13 protein-coding genes and 1 other RNA gene are annotated in these 19515 nt (G+C 42.5%); 3 read left to right on the forward strand and 11 right to left on the reverse strand.

What is annotated here, in order from left to right:
* Positions 1-271: 271 nt before the first annotated feature.
* The gene (locus tag RCH20_RS09145) at positions 272-1006 is read left to right on the forward strand and encodes a heavy metal response regulator transcription factor (RefSeq protein ID WP_327193376.1); all 735 of its coding nucleotides are present in this window, start codon (positions 272-274) and stop codon (positions 1004-1006) included.
* A complete protein-coding gene (locus tag RCH20_RS09150) occupies positions 996-2483 on the forward strand; it encodes an ATP-binding protein (RefSeq protein WP_327193377.1) in 1488 nt (495 codons plus the stop codon). The genes RCH20_RS09145 and RCH20_RS09150 overlap by 11 nt, the downstream gene beginning before the upstream one ends.
* A 465-nt stretch (positions 2484-2948) precedes the next feature.
* Here the strand turns inward: RCH20_RS09150 and msrB are convergent, their stop codons facing one another.
* The 9 genes from msrB to ffs form a co-directional block, all read right to left on the reverse strand.
* Positions 2949-4175, reverse strand: coding sequence for a peptide-methionine (R)-S-oxide reductase MsrB (gene msrB, locus RCH20_RS09155; RefSeq protein WP_327193378.1), 1227 nt, complete (start codon positions 4173-4175; stop codon positions 2949-2951).
* 490 nt (positions 4176-4665) lie between these two features.
* On the reverse strand, positions 4666-6408 hold the full coding sequence (locus RCH20_RS09160) for an ABC transporter ATP-binding protein (protein WP_327193379.1): 1743 nt from the start codon (positions 6406-6408) through the stop codon (positions 4666-4668).
* 1 nt (position 6409) lies between these two features.
* Positions 6410-7561, reverse strand: coding sequence for an ABC transporter permease (locus RCH20_RS09165; protein WP_327193380.1), 1152 nt, complete (start codon positions 7559-7561; stop codon positions 6410-6412).
* Positions 7561-8631: a microcin C ABC transporter permease YejB gene (locus RCH20_RS09170; RefSeq protein WP_327193381.1), complete on the reverse strand. Its 1071-nt coding sequence runs from the start codon at positions 8629-8631 to the stop codon at positions 7561-7563. Before RCH20_RS09170 ends, RCH20_RS09165 begins: the two co-directional genes overlap by 1 nt.
* Before the next feature lie 97 nt (positions 8632-8728).
* Positions 8729-9508 (reverse strand): hydroxyacylglutathione hydrolase, encoded by a 780-nt coding sequence (gloB, locus tag RCH20_RS09175; protein ID WP_327193382.1) that lies wholly within the window; start codon positions 9506-9508, stop codon positions 8729-8731.
* Between the two features lie 273 nt (positions 9509-9781).
* Positions 9782-11575: an extracellular solute-binding protein gene (locus tag RCH20_RS09180; protein WP_327193416.1), complete on the reverse strand. Its 1794-nt coding sequence runs from the start codon at positions 11573-11575 to the stop codon at positions 9782-9784.
* A gap of 599 nt (positions 11576-12174) precedes the next feature.
* Positions 12175-13308 carry a 3-phosphoserine/phosphohydroxythreonine transaminase gene (serC, locus tag RCH20_RS09185; protein WP_327193383.1) on the reverse strand — a complete coding sequence of 378 codons (1134 nt, stop codon included), beginning with the start codon at positions 13306-13308 and terminating at the stop codon, positions 12175-12177.
* Positions 13309-13450: 142 nt separating this feature from the next.
* Positions 13451-14395 carry a hypothetical protein gene (locus RCH20_RS09190; RefSeq protein WP_327193384.1) on the reverse strand — a complete coding sequence of 315 codons (945 nt, stop codon included), beginning with the start codon at positions 14393-14395 and terminating at the stop codon, positions 13451-13453.
* Between the two features lie 613 nt (positions 14396-15008).
* Positions 15009-15105: signal recognition particle sRNA small type (ffs, locus tag RCH20_RS09195), an RNA gene on the reverse strand.
* Positions 15106-15469: 364 nt separating this feature from the next.
* Between ffs and RCH20_RS09200 the strand changes: the two genes are divergently transcribed.
* Complete coding sequence (locus RCH20_RS09200) at positions 15470-16183, forward strand: SIMPL domain-containing protein (protein ID WP_209957229.1); 714 nt, start codon at positions 15470-15472, stop codon at positions 16181-16183.
* Between the two features lie 167 nt (positions 16184-16350).
* Here the strand turns inward: RCH20_RS09200 and RCH20_RS09205 are convergent, their stop codons facing one another.
* Together RCH20_RS09205 and glnA are read right to left on the reverse strand one after the other, a co-directional pair.
* On the reverse strand, positions 16351-17109 hold the full coding sequence (locus tag RCH20_RS09205; protein WP_327193385.1) for a DUF4124 domain-containing protein: 759 nt from the start codon (positions 17107-17109) through the stop codon (positions 16351-16353).
* Positions 17110-17367: 258 nt separating this feature from the next.
* On the reverse strand, positions 17368-18777 hold the full coding sequence (glnA, locus tag RCH20_RS09210) for a type I glutamate--ammonia ligase (protein ID WP_327193386.1): 1410 nt from the start codon (positions 18775-18777) through the stop codon (positions 17368-17370).
* Positions 18778-19515: the final 738 nt, after the last annotated feature.

A 19515-nucleotide genomic window follows, 5' to 3' on the forward strand; every position in this document is an offset into this window, starting at 1 on the left:
CAACACTACATAGAAGCGATCCGTATCAAAGCAAAGCGACTATGTATCGTGGGTTTAGAATACCAAATGCAGACTGACAGCTGAATGACCGAGACATGACATGTTTGTTATAAATAACTCAATCTTGTCATCTTCTTGTCATTAAGATCAAACATCAGCATATGCTTTTAGCCAGAGGGCCCCGTTATAGCAAACAGTTTTTAATAGATTTTGTTGATGATAAGCTAATGATAGGCTGCTAATAACGACAACAGTGTTAAGTGGAGAGACTATGAAGGTACTATTGGTAGAAGATGAGTTAAAACTTGGAGAGTATATAAAAAAAGGCTTAACAGAGGCCGGCTTTATCGTTGATCATTACATGACGGGCCTGGATGGCTATCATGCATTAATGACAGAAGAATTTAGTGTGGTGCTGATGGATGTGATGTTGCCTGATATCAACGGCTTTGAGCTGATACAGAGCTACCGAGCCGCTGGAAAGCATACGCCAGTGTTATTCCTAACGGCAAAAGATGATTTGAACGATCGGGTTAAAGGCATTGAAATCGGTGGCGATGACTATCTGACTAAGCCCTTTGCCTTTGCTGAACTCATCGTAAGAATAAAAAGCTTACTGCGCCGTGCCAACCAATCTGATTATAAAAGCTCTGTTATACAGATGGCTGACCTAAAAATGGACATCACTAAACGTTCCGTCTATAGAGGTGACGCCGCTATTAAACTGACCGCAAAAGAGTTCTCTCTATTACAGTTTTTCTTAGAACGCCAAGGTGAGGTTCTGCCACGTTCCGTCATCGCCTCTCAAGTATGGGATATAAACTTTGATAGTGACACTAACGTCATTGATGTGGCTATACGGCGCTTGCGGTTAAAGGTTGATGATGGGTTTGCTACAAAACTGATTCATACGGTGCGCGGGATGGGTTATAGATTGGATGCTCTAGATACTAGTATTGATAAAGACTGCACTGAAACAGACGACCCCAAACAAAATGAACTATAAATTCAAGAATCGGCGCTGGCCACTATTATGGCGCACTGTTTTTTTGTTGACGATATTCGTTATCATCTCTCAAATCATTATCTATGTATGGGTTCAGCGCTCCGTTAGCAGTCATTTTGAACAAATGGATGCAGAAATTATCACCCATGCCGCTTTTAATTTACGTAAACAATTGACAGATACTGATGAACAAACTGCTTTATCAAATCTACCCTCTTCACCAGTGCCAGAGGATATAGATCACTTGCATTCCTCTTGGCTAGATTACGATTTAAAAACCCTCATATCTAATGAGAATGGAGAAATACTATTAAGTGAGCCTGATCGTTTTGCCGCTGAGCTCCCCGCAGACTTTAATTTATTAATGTTATGGCAAGCCCACCATGAGCAATATTTCACGTTTAAAATAAACAATAGAAATTACCGAGCTATTGTTATCCGCAACAATAAAACGTTAGCGCTTATCGCACTACCAATTGATGTTCACCATCAGTATCTATTACAATTTAATCGTCAGCTGAGTATGATTTTAATTGCGATCACGCTACTGCTGGTATCAGTCGCTGCACTGAGTGTCTACTGGGGATTTGCACCCCTAGCTACCATCGTCCAGAAGATGAAGGGCATTAATCCTGAACAGCTGGATGAAAGAGTAGTCGTCAGTAATATGCCTAGAGAGCTGCGACCACTGGCTGAATCTTACAACTTAATGATGGCGAAGCTAGAAAGTAATTTTGAATCGTTATCACGCTTCTCAGATAATATTGCTCATGAACTCCGTACTCCACTTGCGACGCTTGGTACCCAGACCCAAGTAATGCTAAGTAAGCCCAGAAACAGCAATGAATACATCGAGCAACTACATCATCAACATGACACGCTTGAGCAACTGTCTGTTCTGATCAATAACATGCTACTACTAGCAAAAACCCAAAAAGGGCTGTCTAATTCACAGCTCAGTCGGGTTGATACCGAGACTCTTATCACTAAACTCATTTCTTACTATGAGCTGATAGCAGAAGACCGGGGTATATTTTTTGAGAAAAAAGGCAACTTTCAAGCTGTGCTAGGAGATGACAGTTTATTACAAAGGCTGTTTGCCAACCTAATATCGAATGCCATTTATTATGCAGTGAGCGATAGTATTATTACTATAGAAGCCTCCCTTATTAAAGCATCTACGCTCACTCATACCGCTACGCGTAATCTAAAAGGGAGCAAACCCTCCGCGTTACAGCCCTCATTTTTAAAAATAGTGCTCACAAATACCTTGGATGAGCCGTGGACTCAAATAGAGGCGGATAAGTTATTTGAACGCTTTTATCGTGATCATAGAACGACTAAAATGCACTCAGGATCAGGCTTAGGACTATCTATCGCTCAAGCTATAACGCAAGCTCATAACGGTAAAGTCAGCATCTCCATCAAAAATGAGCGCTGCTTTCAAGTGATTGTTGAACTCTCTACTGCGGGATAAAATCAGAATAATCAAAGGCTACAATAGTCGTCATGTCATTGTCTTAAACAGCGTTTCCTGCAGTGGGTCATAAATTAAAACACCTTAAAAACGCTATGGTACTGCTAGTATAAGCTTTTTGCCGCCTCTGTCTGCGTAGGTACAGCAAGCAAAAAAACTTATGCCAGCAGTAGGTTATGTATCGATACCACTTTTCATTGACTATAGCCATCCGATTAGAAACCTATAATCACAAGGTAGACACATCGTCATTTAGATAAATTATCGAGTCCCAAGGACTGAAAGAATAGAAACGTAAAAGAGACCTCTCTTCACTGTTTTTATAACTCAGAGAAAAAGGTTGTTTCATCAGTGTACAGTGCTCTAGTTGACACCATGACTACAAAGCACTGACCAAAAAAATCGCTCACCATGTTGGTGATGAGACACCGGTGAGCGATCTTTAGTTTTGGTAGAGCAAAAAACTTAACTGGCTGACTGTACTTCGTCAATCCAGTTGCCATAACCTTCCTTTTCCATCTGCGCTAGCGGAATGAAGCGCATTGCTGCTGAGTTCATGCAATAGCGCTTACCTGTAGGCGCTGGGCCATCATCAAATACGTGACCTACGTGCGAGTCAGCGTAGCGGCTACGAATTTCAGTACGGGTCGAAAAGAAACCCCGATCTTCTTTTTCAACGATCACGTCAGCGCTCAACGGACGAATGAAGCTGGGCCAGCCGGTTCCAGACTTGAATTGATCACGTGAGGAGTAAAGCGGCTCACCCGATATCACGTCAACATATAGACCTGGCTCTTTATTATCCCAATAAGGATTTTTGAAAGCGCGCTCGGTACCGTCTTCTTGAGTGACTTTATATTGAATGTCACTGAGCGACTTTTTCAGTTCAGCTTGCGCCGGCTTCACAAACGTATCTGCATTAAAACCTGCGCTTGCTTCGACGTTTAGAGCCTTACTTGGGCTCACCTGCGTTGTGCCGTTGGCGGTAGGTTTGAACTGACTGAAGTCCAGTTCATAGTTTTTACCATACACGCTTTCGATAAACTGGTAGCGACCAGAGTTAAAGGTATAGTACTTATAGCGCAACGGATTCTTTTTGTAATAATCTTGATGATATTCTTCTGCTGGATAAAAAGTGCTAGCAGGGACAATCTCAATCACCACTGGCTTGTCGTAAACCCCAGACTCTTGCAAGGATTGCTTGGCGGCTTCAGCGGTCTGCTTTTCTTGTTGATTATTATAAAAAATAGCCGGGCGATACTGGGTACCACGATCTACAAACTGACCTTTATCATCGGTAGGGTCTGCAATTCGCCACAGAGCTTGCACTATGCCATTATAAGTAATTTTCTGCGGATCATAATACACTTGTGCCGCTTCAGTATGGCCGGTGCCACCTGATGATACCGAGTTATAGGTCGGATTTTCGGTCTGGCCGCCAGCATAACCAGAAACTACTTCTACTACGCCGGGAATTTTCTCATAACCGGCTTCCACACACCAAAAACAACCACCAGCCACTGTAGCCACGGCTAAATTCGGGTCTGTGGGCGCATAGGGGTTGTCAACGGTAGGGCCTTTCACAGTAGGATTGATTTCAGTAGTAGAGGCAGCACAGCCTACGAAAAAAACACTACTCGCCGCTATAACGGTAGCTTGTAATTTGCGATTCATAAGTAAATTGAGTTTCATAAAGAGCTCCTGACAGTAATCTTATGTAATTATAGTAAACCTTTGGCATCACCGAAACGTTCCTATCATGTTGTACCTTTACAACGAGTTAAATTGTTTTTTCAATCTGTCAAGGGAAATTAAAATATAAATTAATAATACCTTCAAGGTAAATGCCTGCAATGGCTTAGCCCTGTTAAAGCTCTATTACGCAGTCCAAGAAGTCTGCTATAACGAGCACAATTACCTGACAAGACGAATTATAAAAATGCACTATTGCTTGTTTCTTGATACTGAGACTAGTGTCTGCTACGTGAATGTACAGGCTATTGTTAACCGTTTTGATACTTATATTTATAGCTGCACATAGCGATGTATGGGTAGAAGAAGATAAGCGCAAGTATTACAGTGAACGAAATCTATATTGTACTCATATTGGTTCAGTCCGCTTATTCCTTACAAGAGGTAGAATGGTCTCTAATGAAAGAAAATATAGTTACATATTATTCACTTAGGCTATTATACTTGCTTGTAACAAGCGCTTAGCATAAAGATGTTGCGGATTACTGAAAATGTCTTCAGTACGCCCAGTCTCAATGCACATGCCATCTTTTAACACCATAATATGCTGACACAAAGCGCGTACGACTTTTAGATCGTGGCTGATAAATACGTAGCTGATTTGCAATTTCTGTTGAATTTCGCGTAACAAATTAACCACTGTCACCTGAGTAGTACTATCAAGGGCGGAAGTCGGTTCATCTAAAATCAATAAACTCGGTTGCATAACCAATGCCCGCGCTAGCGCCACTCGCTGACGCTGTCCACCTGATAACTCATGTGGGTAACGGTGGGCAAACTCTAAAGGTAAATGCACGGTCTCCAAACTATCCATGACCGCTTGTTGGCGAGCGATCTTATCGAACCCTTGTACCAGCAGCCCTTCTTCAACAATTTGTAATACCGTCATGCGCGGATTAATACTGGCAAATGGGTCTTGAAATACCATCTGTATCTGCGAGCGAAACTTGCGCAGCTCATTTTTAGACAATGACGTCATATCTTGTCCATTAACGACTATCTGCCCATTCACGCGCGCCTGATTACTGAGTAACTGACTTAACGCCAGTGCAATAGTGGTCTTACCTGATCCAGACTCGCCAACGATGCCTAATGCCTGTCCTGTCTGCAACGTTATGTTCAAGCCTTTTACCGCATCGAACCAACGCTTAGTACCGCCAAACAAGCTTTTTTCTAGCGAAAACTGTACATTCAAGTCTTTTACTTCTAACACCAGTGTCTGGTTGTCTTGCAGCCTAGTATCTACTAAATCAAGCGCTGTACCAAAATCTTGCCGCATCAGGGTGCCGGTATAATCATCCTTAGGCTGACTAAAAATCGCTGAGGTATTGCCTTGTTCGATGGTCTGACCTTGGCGCATAACAATGAGATCATCGCTATAACGTCGCACCAGATTCAGATCATGGCTGATTAAAATCATCGCCATATTATGCTCACGCTTGAGACTGTCCAACAATGCTAAAATCTCATGCTGTAAAGTCACATCGAGCGCAGTAGTAGGCTCATCAGCAATTAAAATATCTGGCTGCTGTGCTAACGCCATAGCTATCATCACCCGTTGGCGCTGACCGCCTGACAGTTCATGAGGATAGCGACTTAGCTTATCCGCAGGATCGGTGATATTGACATCGTTTAACAAAGCGATACTCTGCGCGTGCCATTGTTTTTTGGCTATACCACCTAGCCGTAGAGATTCGGCAATTTGTTTGGCAACCGTATGTAGGGGATTGAGCGCGGTCATTGGTTCTTGAAACACCATGCCGATACGCTGCCCACGAATGGCTTTCAATGACTTGTTTCGGGCGCTATGGCTGTTATTAACATTATCATTCGCTATTAATAGCTTACTACTTGGCAGACCTGTTGTACCTGCCAGCTGCACTTCTCCACTAACGGTTAGACTCTCCGGTAACAGGCCTAATAATGCCAAACTAGCAATCGACTTGCCGGAACCAGATTCACCAACGATGGCTAGCGTCTGACCTTGTTTAAGCTGATAGGACAGCTTATCAACCAGAGCTAGCCCTGATTGAGTAACAATGCTTAACTTATCGACGGTTAAAATAGCTGCATTTGACAGGTTAACCTGATTTCGTTGGTTAACGCTACTTTGAGGTTGACCCTCAATTGCGGCGTTTGTGCTAGTAATTCTGGTGGTGGTTTTTATAGTCATATTAAGAGCGCCTCGGATCGAACGCATCGCGTAGCGCTTCGCCAATGAAGATAAGTAGCGACAAAATAAAGGTCAAGCTGAAGAATCCAGACAAGGCCAGCCACGGGGCATCAAGATTGTTTTTCCCTTGTACCATCAGCTCACCTAACGATGGTGAGCCTGGCGGCAGTCCATATCCTAAGAAATCTAGTGCGGTTAACGCAATGATATTGGCAGTTAAAATAAATGGCAGTTGCGATAAGCTCGATGCCAAAGCATTGGGCAAAATATGTCGGTACATAATTTGACTGTCTGAAACCCCTAGGTTGCGAGCCGCACGAACATAATCAAAGTTACGGGCACGCAAAAACTCTGCTCGCACTAAGCCGACCAAGCCCATCCAACCAAACAGCAGCATCAATGCAAACAGCACCGTGATACTAGGACTAAATAAGCTAACCAAAATAATAATCATGAACAGCTGCGGCATGCCGCCCCAAACTTCCATAAAACGCTGGCCTGCCAAATCAACCCAGCCGCCATAATAGCCTTGAATAGCACCAACAATAATCCCGATAATCGCTCCGGCTAGGGTTAGCGCCAAGCCAAACAGTAATGACACTCGCATACCGTAGAGTATCCGTGCCAGCACATCACGCCCCATATCATCCGTACCCAACCAGTTTTGCGCATTGGGCGCGGCTGGATAAGGAAGACCTAACTCAACGTTAGGTGTTTGATCAGCAAATGGAATCAGCGGCATCACATAATAACCCTGCGCATTGATTAATTCACGTACTACCGGGTCTTTATAATTGGTTTCGGTCTCAAATATACCGCCAAAAGTGGTCTCAGGATAAGCCTTGAATACCGGCACATAGTAATCACCTTGATACTGCACCAATAATGGTTTGTCATTAGCAATCACGTTAACTGCCATACAAATCACGAATACTACCGTGAAGACCACTAGGGATATCACTCCAAGACGATTGTCACGGAAACGATCCAACCGTGCCTGCCAAACTGGATTTAATCGGCGTTTTTTTTGCTGGGATAAATTGGGTTTAGGTACATTAGGAGGCGTCTTATTTTTGGCAGAAGTGGGCGACGTAGAACCTACAGGGTTAGAATTTAACACCTCGTTATTTGAGGGGGTATGAGAGTTTGACATTAGCGACCCTCAAAATCGATACGGGGATCAATCAAGTGATAGCTTAGATCACTGATTAGCTGTAATAGCAGCCCTACCAAAGTAAAGATAAATAGCGTGCCAAAAACCACCGGATAATCGCGTTGCTGAATGGCCTCGAAACCTAATAGTCCCAACCCATCAAGCTTGAATATAATCTCAATTAAGAAGTTACCAGCAAAGAATATGCCGACAATAGCGGCGGGAATTCCAGCGATAATAATCAGCATGGCATTACGAAATACATGGCCATACAGTACCTGCCGTTCACCTAGCCCCTTGGCTCTTGCCGTAAGCACATATTGCTTACCTAATTCTTCTAAAAAACTAAACTTGGTCAAATAAGTTAAGCCTGCGAAACCACCAACAGTACTGGCAAGCAGCGGTAATGCCAAGTGCCAAAAATAATCTTTAATTTTACCAAGGGCCGATAGCTGGTCAAAATTCTCTGAGGTTAGTCCTTGCAAAGGAAAGAGGTTCCAATAACTGCCACCTGCAAAGAACACCAATAATATTACTGCAAATACAAACACTGGTATGGCGTGCCCAACCGCAAGTAGCATAGCCGTCGCTTTATCAATCGCTGACCCATGATGCATGGCTTTATAGACGCCCAGTGGAATGGCTATCATATAAATCAGTAGCGTACTCCATAACCCAAGCGATATAGAGACTGGCAGCTTTTCTACAATGAGCTCCGTCACTGACTGCCCTTTAAAAAATGACTCGCCAAAGTCTAGGCGCGCATAATTTTTTAACATCAGCCAAAAACGTTCAGGGGCCGATTTATCAAAGCCATATTGCACATTAATTGCGGCAACCATCTCCGCCGACAAACCACGCGTACCTTGATAAGTACTGTCATTACCACCCGCACTACCTGCGCCTACATTGCCATTCAGTGCGTTGTCTTTGGCACCCTGTTCAATCAATGCCAGTTGCTGTTCAACCGGACCACCAGGAGCCGCTTGTACAATGACGAAGTTGGCCAGTAATATCAAAAACAGGGTCGGCAATATCAAGAGCAACCTTTTTAGGATATAACGACCCATAATGACCACTTCCTAGATGAGGGTAAATAGCAATAATTAATGATAAAGAATGATACTTATAAATAAACGCTCTAGCCCTACTTTTTATAAATAGCTTTTAGAAGTCGTTTTTGAGCTCACGTAAAGCGGTAAATATAGTTAACGGATTGTCATCTTCAAGGTTCTTTTTAGTCTCCACTCCTGCTATTACACTGACCTCATCAGCACGTAAGAACACATTCACTGCGCGTTCATGCTCTAAAGTTACTGGCAAGGTTGGGATACCTTGCGTGGTCTTTTCTTCGGCCTGTGTTAATGCTTGCCGCATAGCCATATTGTCAGGCTCGATAGAGAGACCAAAACGCATGTTACTTGCAGTATATTCATGTGCTGGATACAACAGGGTCTCAGTAGGCAAACCATTTAAGCGCTTGAAGCTGGCATATAATTGTTCAATAGTACCGGTAAAGACTCGGCCACAACCACCACTAAACAGGGTATCACCACAAAAGCAATGTTTGAGACCATCAATGTCTAGAATATAAGCCATATGACTAGCAGTATGCCCTGAGACATCCCAAACTTGTGCGGAGCAGCCCCAGGCACTGACTGTGCTGCTGTCCTTAATAGTCTGATCTTCATCTACTCCATGCTCACTATGTGCGACCAAATGAGTCATCGGGAAGTGCTCTTGCAACTCAGCGACTCCGCCAGTATGGTCATAATGATGATGGGTGGTCCAAATCGCTATCAGATCTAGCTCCTGTGCTTCCAAATATTCGATGACTGGCGCAGATTGACCAGGATCAATAACGATAGCTTGTTTATTGCTATCATTGATTAAAGTCCAAATATAATTGTCATTGAAGGCTTTAATGGGGTGAATATTAATACTCATGTTGCATCCTTATTAGAGTTTGTCTTTATTGGCACTTTTTACTAAAGGCTATATCTGTAGTCAATGAAAAGTAATATCGATACATAACGTACTACTAGTATAAGTTTTTCTTGCTTGCTGTGCCTACGCAGACAGAGGCTGCAAAAATCTTATACCAGCAGTACCGTAGCGTTTTTAAGGTATTTTAACTGTATTAAAAAACCATCGTTATTTATTAGAAGTTATGGTTAATTTGAAAAACTTAACCACATGGGTTGGCTCATCTACCTAAATTTATCGACCTAAATATTTGTCAACGCGCGCTTCTGCCTGTTTATCCACCCACCAATACTCAATTCCAATCGCATTGGTTGGTAATTCTTTGACATGGCGGTACTGATTCCAGTAGGCCACATTGGTCCCAGACTTACCATATAAAGGTACGAGGTAATAACCAGCTCGTAACAAACGGTCAAGAACCTGAGTATATAAAATAATGTCGTCACGACTTTTTGCATCGCCGAGCGCCTCTACCACATTGTCGATAGCCGCATTTTTAATGCCCGCAGTATTACGGTTGCCCACTTCATCAGCAGCCACACTACCCCAATAGGCTACTTGCTCCGCACCAGGAGATAAGCTTTGGGCAAATATATCAACCGTCATATCATAATCAAAGCTACGCATACGCTCATAATATTGTGGTCCATCGACTTGCCGTAAGTTCGCTTCAAACCCCAAGCGGGTTAAATTACGGACATAAGGCAGCAGTACACGCCCCATAGTATCACCGGTCATTAAAATTTCGATCTGGGCAAGCTTGCCATCAGATTGATATAGTTTCATATCGTCATAGTAAAAGCCTGCGTCTAACAACAGTTGCCGCGCTTTTAATAGCCCTTGACGATTAAAACCGCCACCATCACTAGTCGGTAGTTGCCATTCAGCCAATACTGCTTGGCGTTGCGTCGGCTCAAGCTTAGATAATAATGGCGTTAATACTTGCATCTCAGCTGCTGATGGTGTGCCGGTTGCTGCCAGCTCTGAGCCATGAAAAAAGCTTTGCAGACGCTCATATTGATTATGAAATAACGTTTTATTCATCCATTCAAAATCATAAGCAGCTGTTAGCGCTTGGCGGACGCGAATATCTTGAAATATCGGTCGCCGCATGTTCATAACCAGCCCTTGCATCGGTACCGGATTTTGGCTGGTTATGGCCTCTTTGTTAATTAGTCCCGCTTTTACTGCCGGGAAATTGTAACCGGTGGCCCAGTTAGAGGCTTTATTTTCGGGGCGAAAGCGATATTGACCTGATTTAAAACCTTCAAAAGCAATCTCATCACTTTGATAGTAGACAAACTTAATCATATCAAAATTATAACGGCCACGATTGACCATCAAATCTCGTCCCCAATAATTAGGGTCACGTAAATAACTGACCGAGCGTCCCGCCTCGACACGTCCTAGTTTGTAAGGGCCACTGCCCATAAGTGGTTTAAGGCTAATCTTATCAAAATTAGCATCAATAGAGGATTTAGCAAAGACTGGAAACTGACCAACCGTTAAGAGAATTTCTTTATTATTATCAGAAGCAAAAACAAACTTCACCTGCTGGTTATCGATAGTTTGTATTTCTTTAATATCACCCAGATAGCTACGAATATACATAGGACCTTGAGTTAATAACGCGTCATAAGTCGCCTTAACATCAGCGCTTGTGACCGGGGTTCCATCCCAAAAGCGCGCGGCAGGATTAATATGATAAATAATCCAACTGCTATCGTCAGGATCATAAGTGACCTCACTTGCCAGCTGCGGATACATCGTAAAGGCTTCGTTCAATGAGCCAGTCATTAGCGTGTCATATAGATAATCAGTGCCAATCATCGCCACCCCAGTGGTCATCCACTTATTGGCGCTATTAAAGGTACCGCGCGCGTCAAATGATAGCGTACCACCCGTTGGCGCATTGGGATTGGCATAAGGCATGTATGGCGCGTTGATGTACTCGGCGGTGCTGTTGTGTCCAAGCGCTTTGGTGGTAATTGGGGCAGCCATAGCCACTGGCATCCAGCTGATGACCATGCCTAGAAAAATACTCTTAAGCGTTGTCTTTTTCAAAAAATACCTAGAGCAAAATTGAGGCTGTGATCTGGTCCGAGTGTGTGAATATGCAGCATCAACAATACGCTCAGCCTCTGCTAAAGGTGAGCTCAATAACGCAGTTAAACAATCAGATGAAAGCTTTTTTATCATAATTATCGTTATGGTAACCCTATGAAATGAGCCATGTTGCCAAGCAGCGAATTTTTATCATAGCAAACTTCGCTTTTTTAACCTAGTTCTTTGCACCAAGACTTATAAAGCAATAGTCACAAAGGCCATTAACTGAGTGTTAACTGTTGTGGTGACCCATTAAGCGCCAACAACAAAAACAACTATAGTTAAAATGCCTTAAAAACGCGACGGTACTGCTGGTATAAGCTTTTTGCAGCCTCTGGCTGCTTAGGCACAGCAAGCAAGAAAAACTTATACCAGCAGTACATTATATATCGGTATTACTTTTCATTGACTATAGAACACCATATGTTGATGGCTTATAAAAAAAAGAGACGCCTAGCATATTGCTTGGCGTCTCTTTTTTTATTACTAGCATCACACTCATGTCATGTTTGGACTTTGACTTAGCCATACTGCTTTTCAAAATCTTTCATAAAGTTGACTAAGAGCTGTACCCATTCTAGTGGGACCGCGTTGTAAATACTGGCACGCATACCACCAACATCGCGGTGACCTTTTAGATTGAACAGTCCAGCTTTTTCAGACTGTTCTAAAAACACTTTATCAAGGTTACTGTCTGCTAAAGTAAATGGGACGTTCATGATAGAGCGATGTTTAAGGGCAACTGGATTGTTATAAAAACTACTGTCATCAATGGTCTGATACAACAAGGCTGCTTTTTGCTGGTTGATTTTACCAATAGCGGCTACTCCACCCTGTTCCTCAAGCCAGTCAAATACCAAGCCAGCAAGATACCAAGAGTACGTGGCGGGTGTATTAGACATGGACTCTTTTTCCACTTGGTGCTCATAGTTAAGCAGCATTGGACACCACTCACTTGCCTGCCCTAACAGGTCTTCGCGAATAATAATAATTACCAAACCAGCAGGGCCAATGTTCTTTTGCGCGCCAGCATAAATCATCCCAAATTTAGACACGTCAATCGGCTGCGACAAAATACAAGATGACATATCAACGATAAGTGTGGCATCAACTTGTGGTGGCTCAAATATTTGTAGGCCATGAATGGTCTCATTGGCACAGTAATGAAAATAAGCAGCATCGTCGCTGATATTCCAGTCACTTTGTGCAGGAACGTCCGTAAATTTATTGTCTTTACCCGTTGCAACTAAATTAATATCACCTAGACCTAGCTTCTCATAACGCTGAGCTTCTTTGATGGCTTTGACCGACCAAGTACCAGTAGTCAAATAGTCGGCGCGACCACCATTTAATAGGTTCAATGGGATGGCTGAAAACTGTAGGCTTGCGCCCCCTTGCAGGAACAGCACTTTATAATTATCCGGAATGTCCATTAACGAGCGTAGCTTAGTTTCAGCCTTTTGGGCGACGGCTATATAATCTTTACTACGATGGCTAATCTCCATTACCGACATGCCACTTCCTTGCCAGTCAAGCAGCTCCTCTTGAGCGCGTTCCAGTACAGCAGTTGGCATGGTAGCAGGGCCAGCACAAAAATTCGGTACGCGGTGGGGAGCCTTTTTTGTAGGGGTTTCTGCAGGCGCTTGTGTATTCATAGTCGCAATCCTAGATATGAGGGGATAGTAGGTTGAATCTTATTTTTTCTCAAAGACACTCAATATTATGCTTCGATTATAGTCTCTGAGGGGTATCTGTACAGTCTTACGGTACGACCGCTTTCTTTATTACATTTTACGCTTAGTTAGAACTGGATAATTGCTGCCACAAATCACGTTTAAGACTGGCATCTATTAGCATCTGATCAAGTGTCGGTACGTGCGCTAGATTAGGATGAGTCAAACCATCAGGCAAGTCAGTCAATGCTGCAACTAACACCTCTTCACTTCTACCAATCTTAAAGAGGTATCCGGCAAGACTGGCGTTAGCCAGCTCAGCGGTATCCATACCCTCGCAAATCGGAAAAGAAGCCGTCTCGCACGATAGCGTTAATGCTTGAGTGATATTTTGCCATAACTTTTGACTGTCATTGTTCAAAGCCTGAATATCAACTATCAACACCCAATTACCATAGCGCCCACCTTGCAAGTCAAACGGTGCGACTTTCTTGAGACTATAATCAGCGGTGTTATGTTGAGCAGTAAATGCTATTTCGGCAACAGGTGCTGTTACTTTTTCTATCGATGACTCTACCAACGGCGCAATCAAGTGTTCTACTGTTGGCGTGACATCTGGCTGCATCACATCTATTTTTGCGGCAGTTTGAGTATACGAAGCAATCGAAGGATTAATTGCATTACTTTCAAGCTCAGCCGTCGCTGGGCTTTGTGTCGCCGGGTCTTGCATCGGTAAACTTTGTAGATCAGGCAAATCATTACTAACAGTATTGGCAGTAGCATAATCAGTACCATCATAATCAGTACCATCATAATCAGTACCATCATAATCAGTAACAATAGGCGCTGTATCTGGTACAGGCTGCTCTGAGTCGAAGCTTGGTCGCACAGCTTCCGATGCTGATCGCTCTAAAGATACAGGTTGATCTACGGTTGCCGATGGAATATGTGCGATATTAATAGTCAGCGAGTCTGGCCGTACCCACTGCTCAATCCCCATCATTGCCAAAATCTGACGCTGTTGCCTGCGGCGCTGCAATAAGCTCGGCTGGTCTTGGGTATCACTCATGGGTCGGTACTATCCTATTTAGTGGCCTACGTATTTACAAAAGGGTCAGTAATCTATGGAGACGTTAAATTAGAAGCGTTAAATACTTGAAATTTTTAATTGATGACACTCAAGCTCACTAACTCAAGCTCACTACTTAGGTAATGACGATTAGGTAATGACGAAAACTGCCAATACTATCAGTCAAAGAGTCGCCGAGCACCAAGCCAGCGTTCAGCTAATGTTGTTAAAAAGTCGTATTCATCTTAGCTGACTATCGTATCGTGTAACCTCACGGTATGCAATGTGCTTAACCATGACCGATAGGTATTATAAGCTATTTGATCCCTATCCTGCTGTGTCTTATATCAATTATCATCGACTGATACTATTATGGAAGGTGCTGTTATTATTGTTGGCTATTAACACCTTATATTTTAACTTATATTAGGGCAGTTCAAAAATCATAGTAAATACCTAATAGTAAATACCTAATAGTAAATACCTAACAGTAAGAGATCAGTAGGCAGTAAGAGATCGGTAGGAGGCAGCGCTTATCCAAAAAACTGGCAAAAAAAAGCCCTTTTTAATCAAGGGTTTATGATATCAACGATTTGCAGGCAAAAAAAAGCGACTCCAAAAGCACATCCTCGGCACACATTGTAACTAATACCGTTGCTACCTTCCGGTCCTGGCGGGGTTCATAGAACAATGTTGCGAGGCTACCAATGGAGCCACCAGTTGCAGATTATACAAGGTTTTTGCATTATTACAACCCCTACTGCATAACTGCTGTTTTTACAGTACATAGAATCCAGTAACCTAGTGACAAAATCCTCACAGCAACTCAGGTATATTTTGCTATTTTAAAGCAATATGTTTGATATATCACCCGTTGCCCAACTAAAAAAATCTAACGAGCGTATTTTCAATCTTTATAACTATAGCCAGTTCAAAATAAAATAGGTACATTTATGTCAGCGTACTACTATATCGTTTTTAAATTGGATTAACTATATCAGCATATAGCACGCCTTTGATTATTAAGGCTATAAGACCACTATTATTAACACACATTTTACTCAGGAGATTATTATGAAGAGCACTTTACTTAATAAAGCAGCGGTCGCTACCAGCGCCGCATGTCTATTCACAGCGATGATGGGCAGTGCGCATGCGGAACCTACAGGCTACGATCAATTAAGCTTTCAGACAGAAGTAAAAGAAGAGGTGGCAAATGATGAGGTACGTGCCAGTCTATATAAAAAACTACAAGCCTCTAATGCCAAAACACTAGCAACCAATCTTAATACTTCAGTCAATAAAGCCTTGGCCATCGCCAAGCGTTACCCTAGCGTGACGGTCAGCACCGGACAGCAGCGTACCTATCCACGCTATGATAAAGACGACAAAATCATTGGCTGGACGGGACAGGCTAATATAGATATTAAGAGCACCGACTTTGCCGCGACCAGTCAGCTGATTGCAGACTTGCAAGAAACCTTAGTCATGGACAATTTGAACTTTGGAGTCTCGAATGCTAAAAAAGACGCCTTGGAGCAAAAGCTGATGACTGATGCTTCACGCGCCTTTCAGCAGCAAGCCAAAAACCTAACTCGAGCATGGGATGCCCGTGGCTATCGCTTGGTTACGGTTAATCTAAATACCGGCAGCAACTATCCACGCCCTATGTATAGCGCGATGAATATGAGAGCAGATTCGGCTGAATCAGTACCAACTCAGAATTTTGAATCTGGTAACAGTACCATTTCAGTGACTGCTAACGGTACTATTGAACTGACTAAATAAGTACCGCGCCAGCGGGATTGACTATTCATCTACTATAAACAATTCAATAGGGCTGAGCGCTTAATATAGCGATTGGCCCTATTTTTTTAGTGATTACTATCTAAATGTTAAGTTGAAAAATCTTTTAAATAAAAAGCTATTAAAGGATATTTAGTGATTGTTTATGCTTACTGGTTACTAGACTGCTGTTTATTAGTGTCGTCTTGACCTAGTTTTAACAGTACTTTTTGATGCCATGGTAGGTTTTGATAAGCCAGTAATTGTTGTCCAATTTTTTTATTGTTCTGCAAAGTTGCGGTATTTTGAATCACATAAATAGTACGCTCAACCTGTTTAAGTCTTCGACCGGCCTCATTCTCAACTATCGCCTTTACTGTATGAGCACCCGGCAGGATATCTACTGTTGCAATGGAGGTACTTAGCCCTTGAGCAACTTCCTTGCCATCAAGATAAATAATCACCCTATCACCCACTTGCAACGCCGGTCTTAGCTGTAGGTTTACTACGATACTTTGGGCAGGACGATGATAAGCGCGCTTTTCGCTTGGTTCAGTCATAATCAGTTGATAATTGGCTTGTGGCTTTTTAGCCGTATTAGAAATGGTAGCATTAGAAGTAGCAGCCATTGACTGTAGCGGTGCTGACACTATGTTGTTGCCTTGGTTTGATGCTGTCGATGTATTGCCAAAACTACTGGTGTTATTCGTATCGATATATGTCTCAGTAATCTGCTTACCAGCTTGTTGCTCGTAGCTTTTCGGTCGGTCAGTAAAGGTCACCTGCCCCGTTTTTTCATCGACAACTTTATAAATAGGGGCAGCATTGGCCATAGGCGCATAAATACTTGCGGCGCTAACAACCAAACTTATTAGTAATATGGTGGCCGTATTACTTTTGGATGACATACGTTTAGAGGATAAAGTCATAATCAGTCAACTTGATAATTGTATTTTATTAGTAGTATATGATGATAAAAGAAGATTACCAACCAGACTATCACTCCCACAACCAGACTATTACTCCTACAGCCAGACTATCACTGCTATAAGAGACTTTAGATTGGTGTGTAAACACCTTTAAATACTATTTTGGCATCGCTTTGTAACATTCAAACACTAAAAAACCAGCCAAGATCTACTTAGCTGGTTTTTTTACTCAAAATAATTGAGTGCATTAACTATAAATTAGCAGCTATAGTACATATCAAATTCAATCGGATGTACCGTAACATTGAGGCGCTGTACTTCCTCTTCTTTTAATACGATGTACGCGTCTAACATGTCTTTAGTGAACACGTCGCCTTTTAGCAAGAACTCGTGGTCATCTCTTAATGCTTGTAACGCCACTTCTAAATTTTCAGCAACGGTTGGGATTTGTGCTTCTTCTTCAGGTGGCAAGTCATACAAGTTTTTGTCAGCAGCATCGCCTGGGTGTATCTTATTTTGGATACCGTCAAGGCCAGCCATCAACAGTGCCGCAAAGGCTAAATATGGGTTCGCCGCTGGATCAGGGAATCTTGCTTCGACACGAACCGCTTTTGGGCTGCTGACGTGTGGAATACGAATAGATGCTGAGCGGTTAGAAGCCGAATATGCTAGCTTAATAGGCGCTTCATAATGTGGAACCAAACGTTTATAGCTGTTAGTTGAAGGGTTGGTAATCGCGTTTAGAGCGCGTGCATGCTTGATAATACCGCCGATGAAATATAGTGCAGATTCAGACATACCGGCATATTCGTCACCAGAAAAAGTATTCTGGCCGTCTTTTGAGATAGACATATGCACGTGCATACCTGAGCCATTGTCACCAACGATAGGTTTTGGCATAAAGGTCGCAGTCTTGCCAAACTGATGCGCGACGTTATGGACGGCATACTTTAGTTTTTGCACTTCATCCGCTTTTTGAACTAGGGTATTGAATGCAACACCAATTTCCAACTGGCAAGGGGCAACTTCATGATGATGGACTTCGATGCAACCTTCACCGATCATATCCTCTATACGCTCACACATTACCGTACGCATATCTTGCGAGCTATCGACTGGTGGCACTGGCACATAACCACCTTTAACCCGTGGGCGATGCCCCATATTACCCCATTCGTAGTCTTTGTTAGTCGACCATGCCGCTTCTTCAGCGACGATTTCATAGCTGATGCCTGACATGTTAATCGACCATTTTACTTCGTCGAATACAAAAAACTCAGGCTCAGGACCAAAATAGGCCGTGTCGCCGATACCCGTAGATTTTAAGTACTCTTCTGCACGGCGAGCAATAGAGCGTGGATCACGCTCATACCCCTGTAGTGTTGATGGCTCAATGATGTCGCAAGTCACGACCACAGTAACGGCATCAAAAAACGGGTCGATAAATGCAGTGTCTGGATCAGGACGCAAAATCATATCGGACGCTTCGATGCCTTTCCAGCCAGCAATAGAGGAACCATCAAACATTTTGCCATCTTCTATTGATTCTTCGTCAACAGTATGAGATGGAAAGCTCATGTGATGCTCTTTACCACGGGTATCAGTAAAGCGAAAATCAACCCATTTGGCATTGGATGATTTGATGAGGTCTAGTAATTTATTTGACATGAATCATTTCCTTGGTGGTTATCAGTTAATTGTGATCTAAGTGTTATTGGTTCATGGCTGTATTTGAATTTCTGTATTTGAGCAGCACGTCAAGTATTGTAGTCATTATCAGCATCATTTAAAGTTATTGATTAATGCAAAGTACGCGACTGACGTCATTCTTCAACTTATTCACCTATCATTAACTGCAGATTCTCATGAGCCCAGTCAACGCTAGCGATATCTTAACAATATTTGATTAACAATGCTGAACTGTTATAAGCGTTTTGTTCGCTTAATATGAGCCAGCTTGATGACACTGGTATCAATACACGAATTCATATTAAGTGTTATAAACAAATAGCTACCATTAAGGTGATGCAACTGCTATGCCAACTCGTCAGGATACCTACAATGCAAACCATAATAAGGTACGCAACCATAATACATATATACCTCTTATTGCGCTGATAAAATATTAATAATAAATATTAATGATGAATATTACTGCCTATCATCATAAATCATGCACAGTAGTAGCAAACTATAAAACAAAAAAGCACTAAATTAGTGCGGTCAATAATATCTCTACAAGGTAAAAGAGCTAATTTGGTGCGTTTTAAGTGTTTATTGCTCCCACTACATTAAAGTCATACTCACAAAGCCCATACTTTTGAGTAATAAACTCGCTGTTAACCGTTAGATAGCCTATCCTCTGCATTTGATAGATAGCAAAATAATGGTAAGATACTAAAGTTG

Origin of the sequence: Psychrobacter sp. PL15, assembly GCF_035984995.1 — a bacterium.
Classification (GTDB): Bacteria; Pseudomonadota; Gammaproteobacteria; order Pseudomonadales; family Moraxellaceae; genus Psychrobacter.

Coding starts and splice junctions, on each gene's coding strand:
- serC (WP_327193383.1), bottom strand. CDS start 13,308: ATGAATACACAAGCGCCTGCAGAAACCCCTACAAAAAAGGCTCCCCAC.
- RCH20_RS09145 (WP_327193376.1), top strand. CDS start 272: ATGAAGGTACTATTGGTAGAAGATGAGTTAAAACTTGGAGAGTATATA.
- glnA (WP_327193386.1), bottom strand. CDS start 18,777: ATGTCAAATAAATTACTAGACCTCATCAAATCATCCAATGCCAAATGG.
- RCH20_RS09205 (WP_327193385.1), bottom strand. CDS start 17,109: ATGACTTTATCCTCTAAACGTATGTCATCCAAAAGTAATACGGCCACC.
- RCH20_RS09180 (WP_327193416.1), bottom strand. CDS start 11,575: ATGGTCATCAGCTGGATGCCAGTGGCTATGGCTGCCCCAATTACCACC.
- RCH20_RS09170 (WP_327193381.1), bottom strand. CDS start 8,631: ATGGGTCGTTATATCCTAAAAAGGTTGCTCTTGATATTGCCGACCCTG.
- msrB (WP_327193378.1), bottom strand. CDS start 4,175: ATGAAACTCAATTTACTTATGAATCGCAAATTACAAGCTACCGTTATA.
- RCH20_RS09160 (WP_327193379.1), bottom strand. CDS start 6,408: ATGACTATAAAAACCACCACCAGAATTACTAGCACAAACGCCGCAATT.
- RCH20_RS09165 (WP_327193380.1), bottom strand. CDS start 7,561: ATGTCAAACTCTCATACCCCCTCAAATAACGAGGTGTTAAATTCTAAC.
- RCH20_RS09200 (WP_209957229.1), top strand. CDS start 15,470: ATGAAGAGCACTTTACTTAATAAAGCAGCGGTCGCTACCAGCGCCGCA.
- RCH20_RS09150 (WP_327193377.1), top strand. CDS start 996: ATGAACTATAAATTCAAGAATCGGCGCTGGCCACTATTATGGCGCACT.
- RCH20_RS09190 (WP_327193384.1), bottom strand. CDS start 14,395: ATGAGTGATACCCAAGACCAGCCGAGCTTATTGCAGCGCCGCAGGCAA.
- gloB (WP_327193382.1), bottom strand. CDS start 9,508: ATGAGTATTAATATTCACCCCATTAAAGCCTTCAATGACAATTATATT.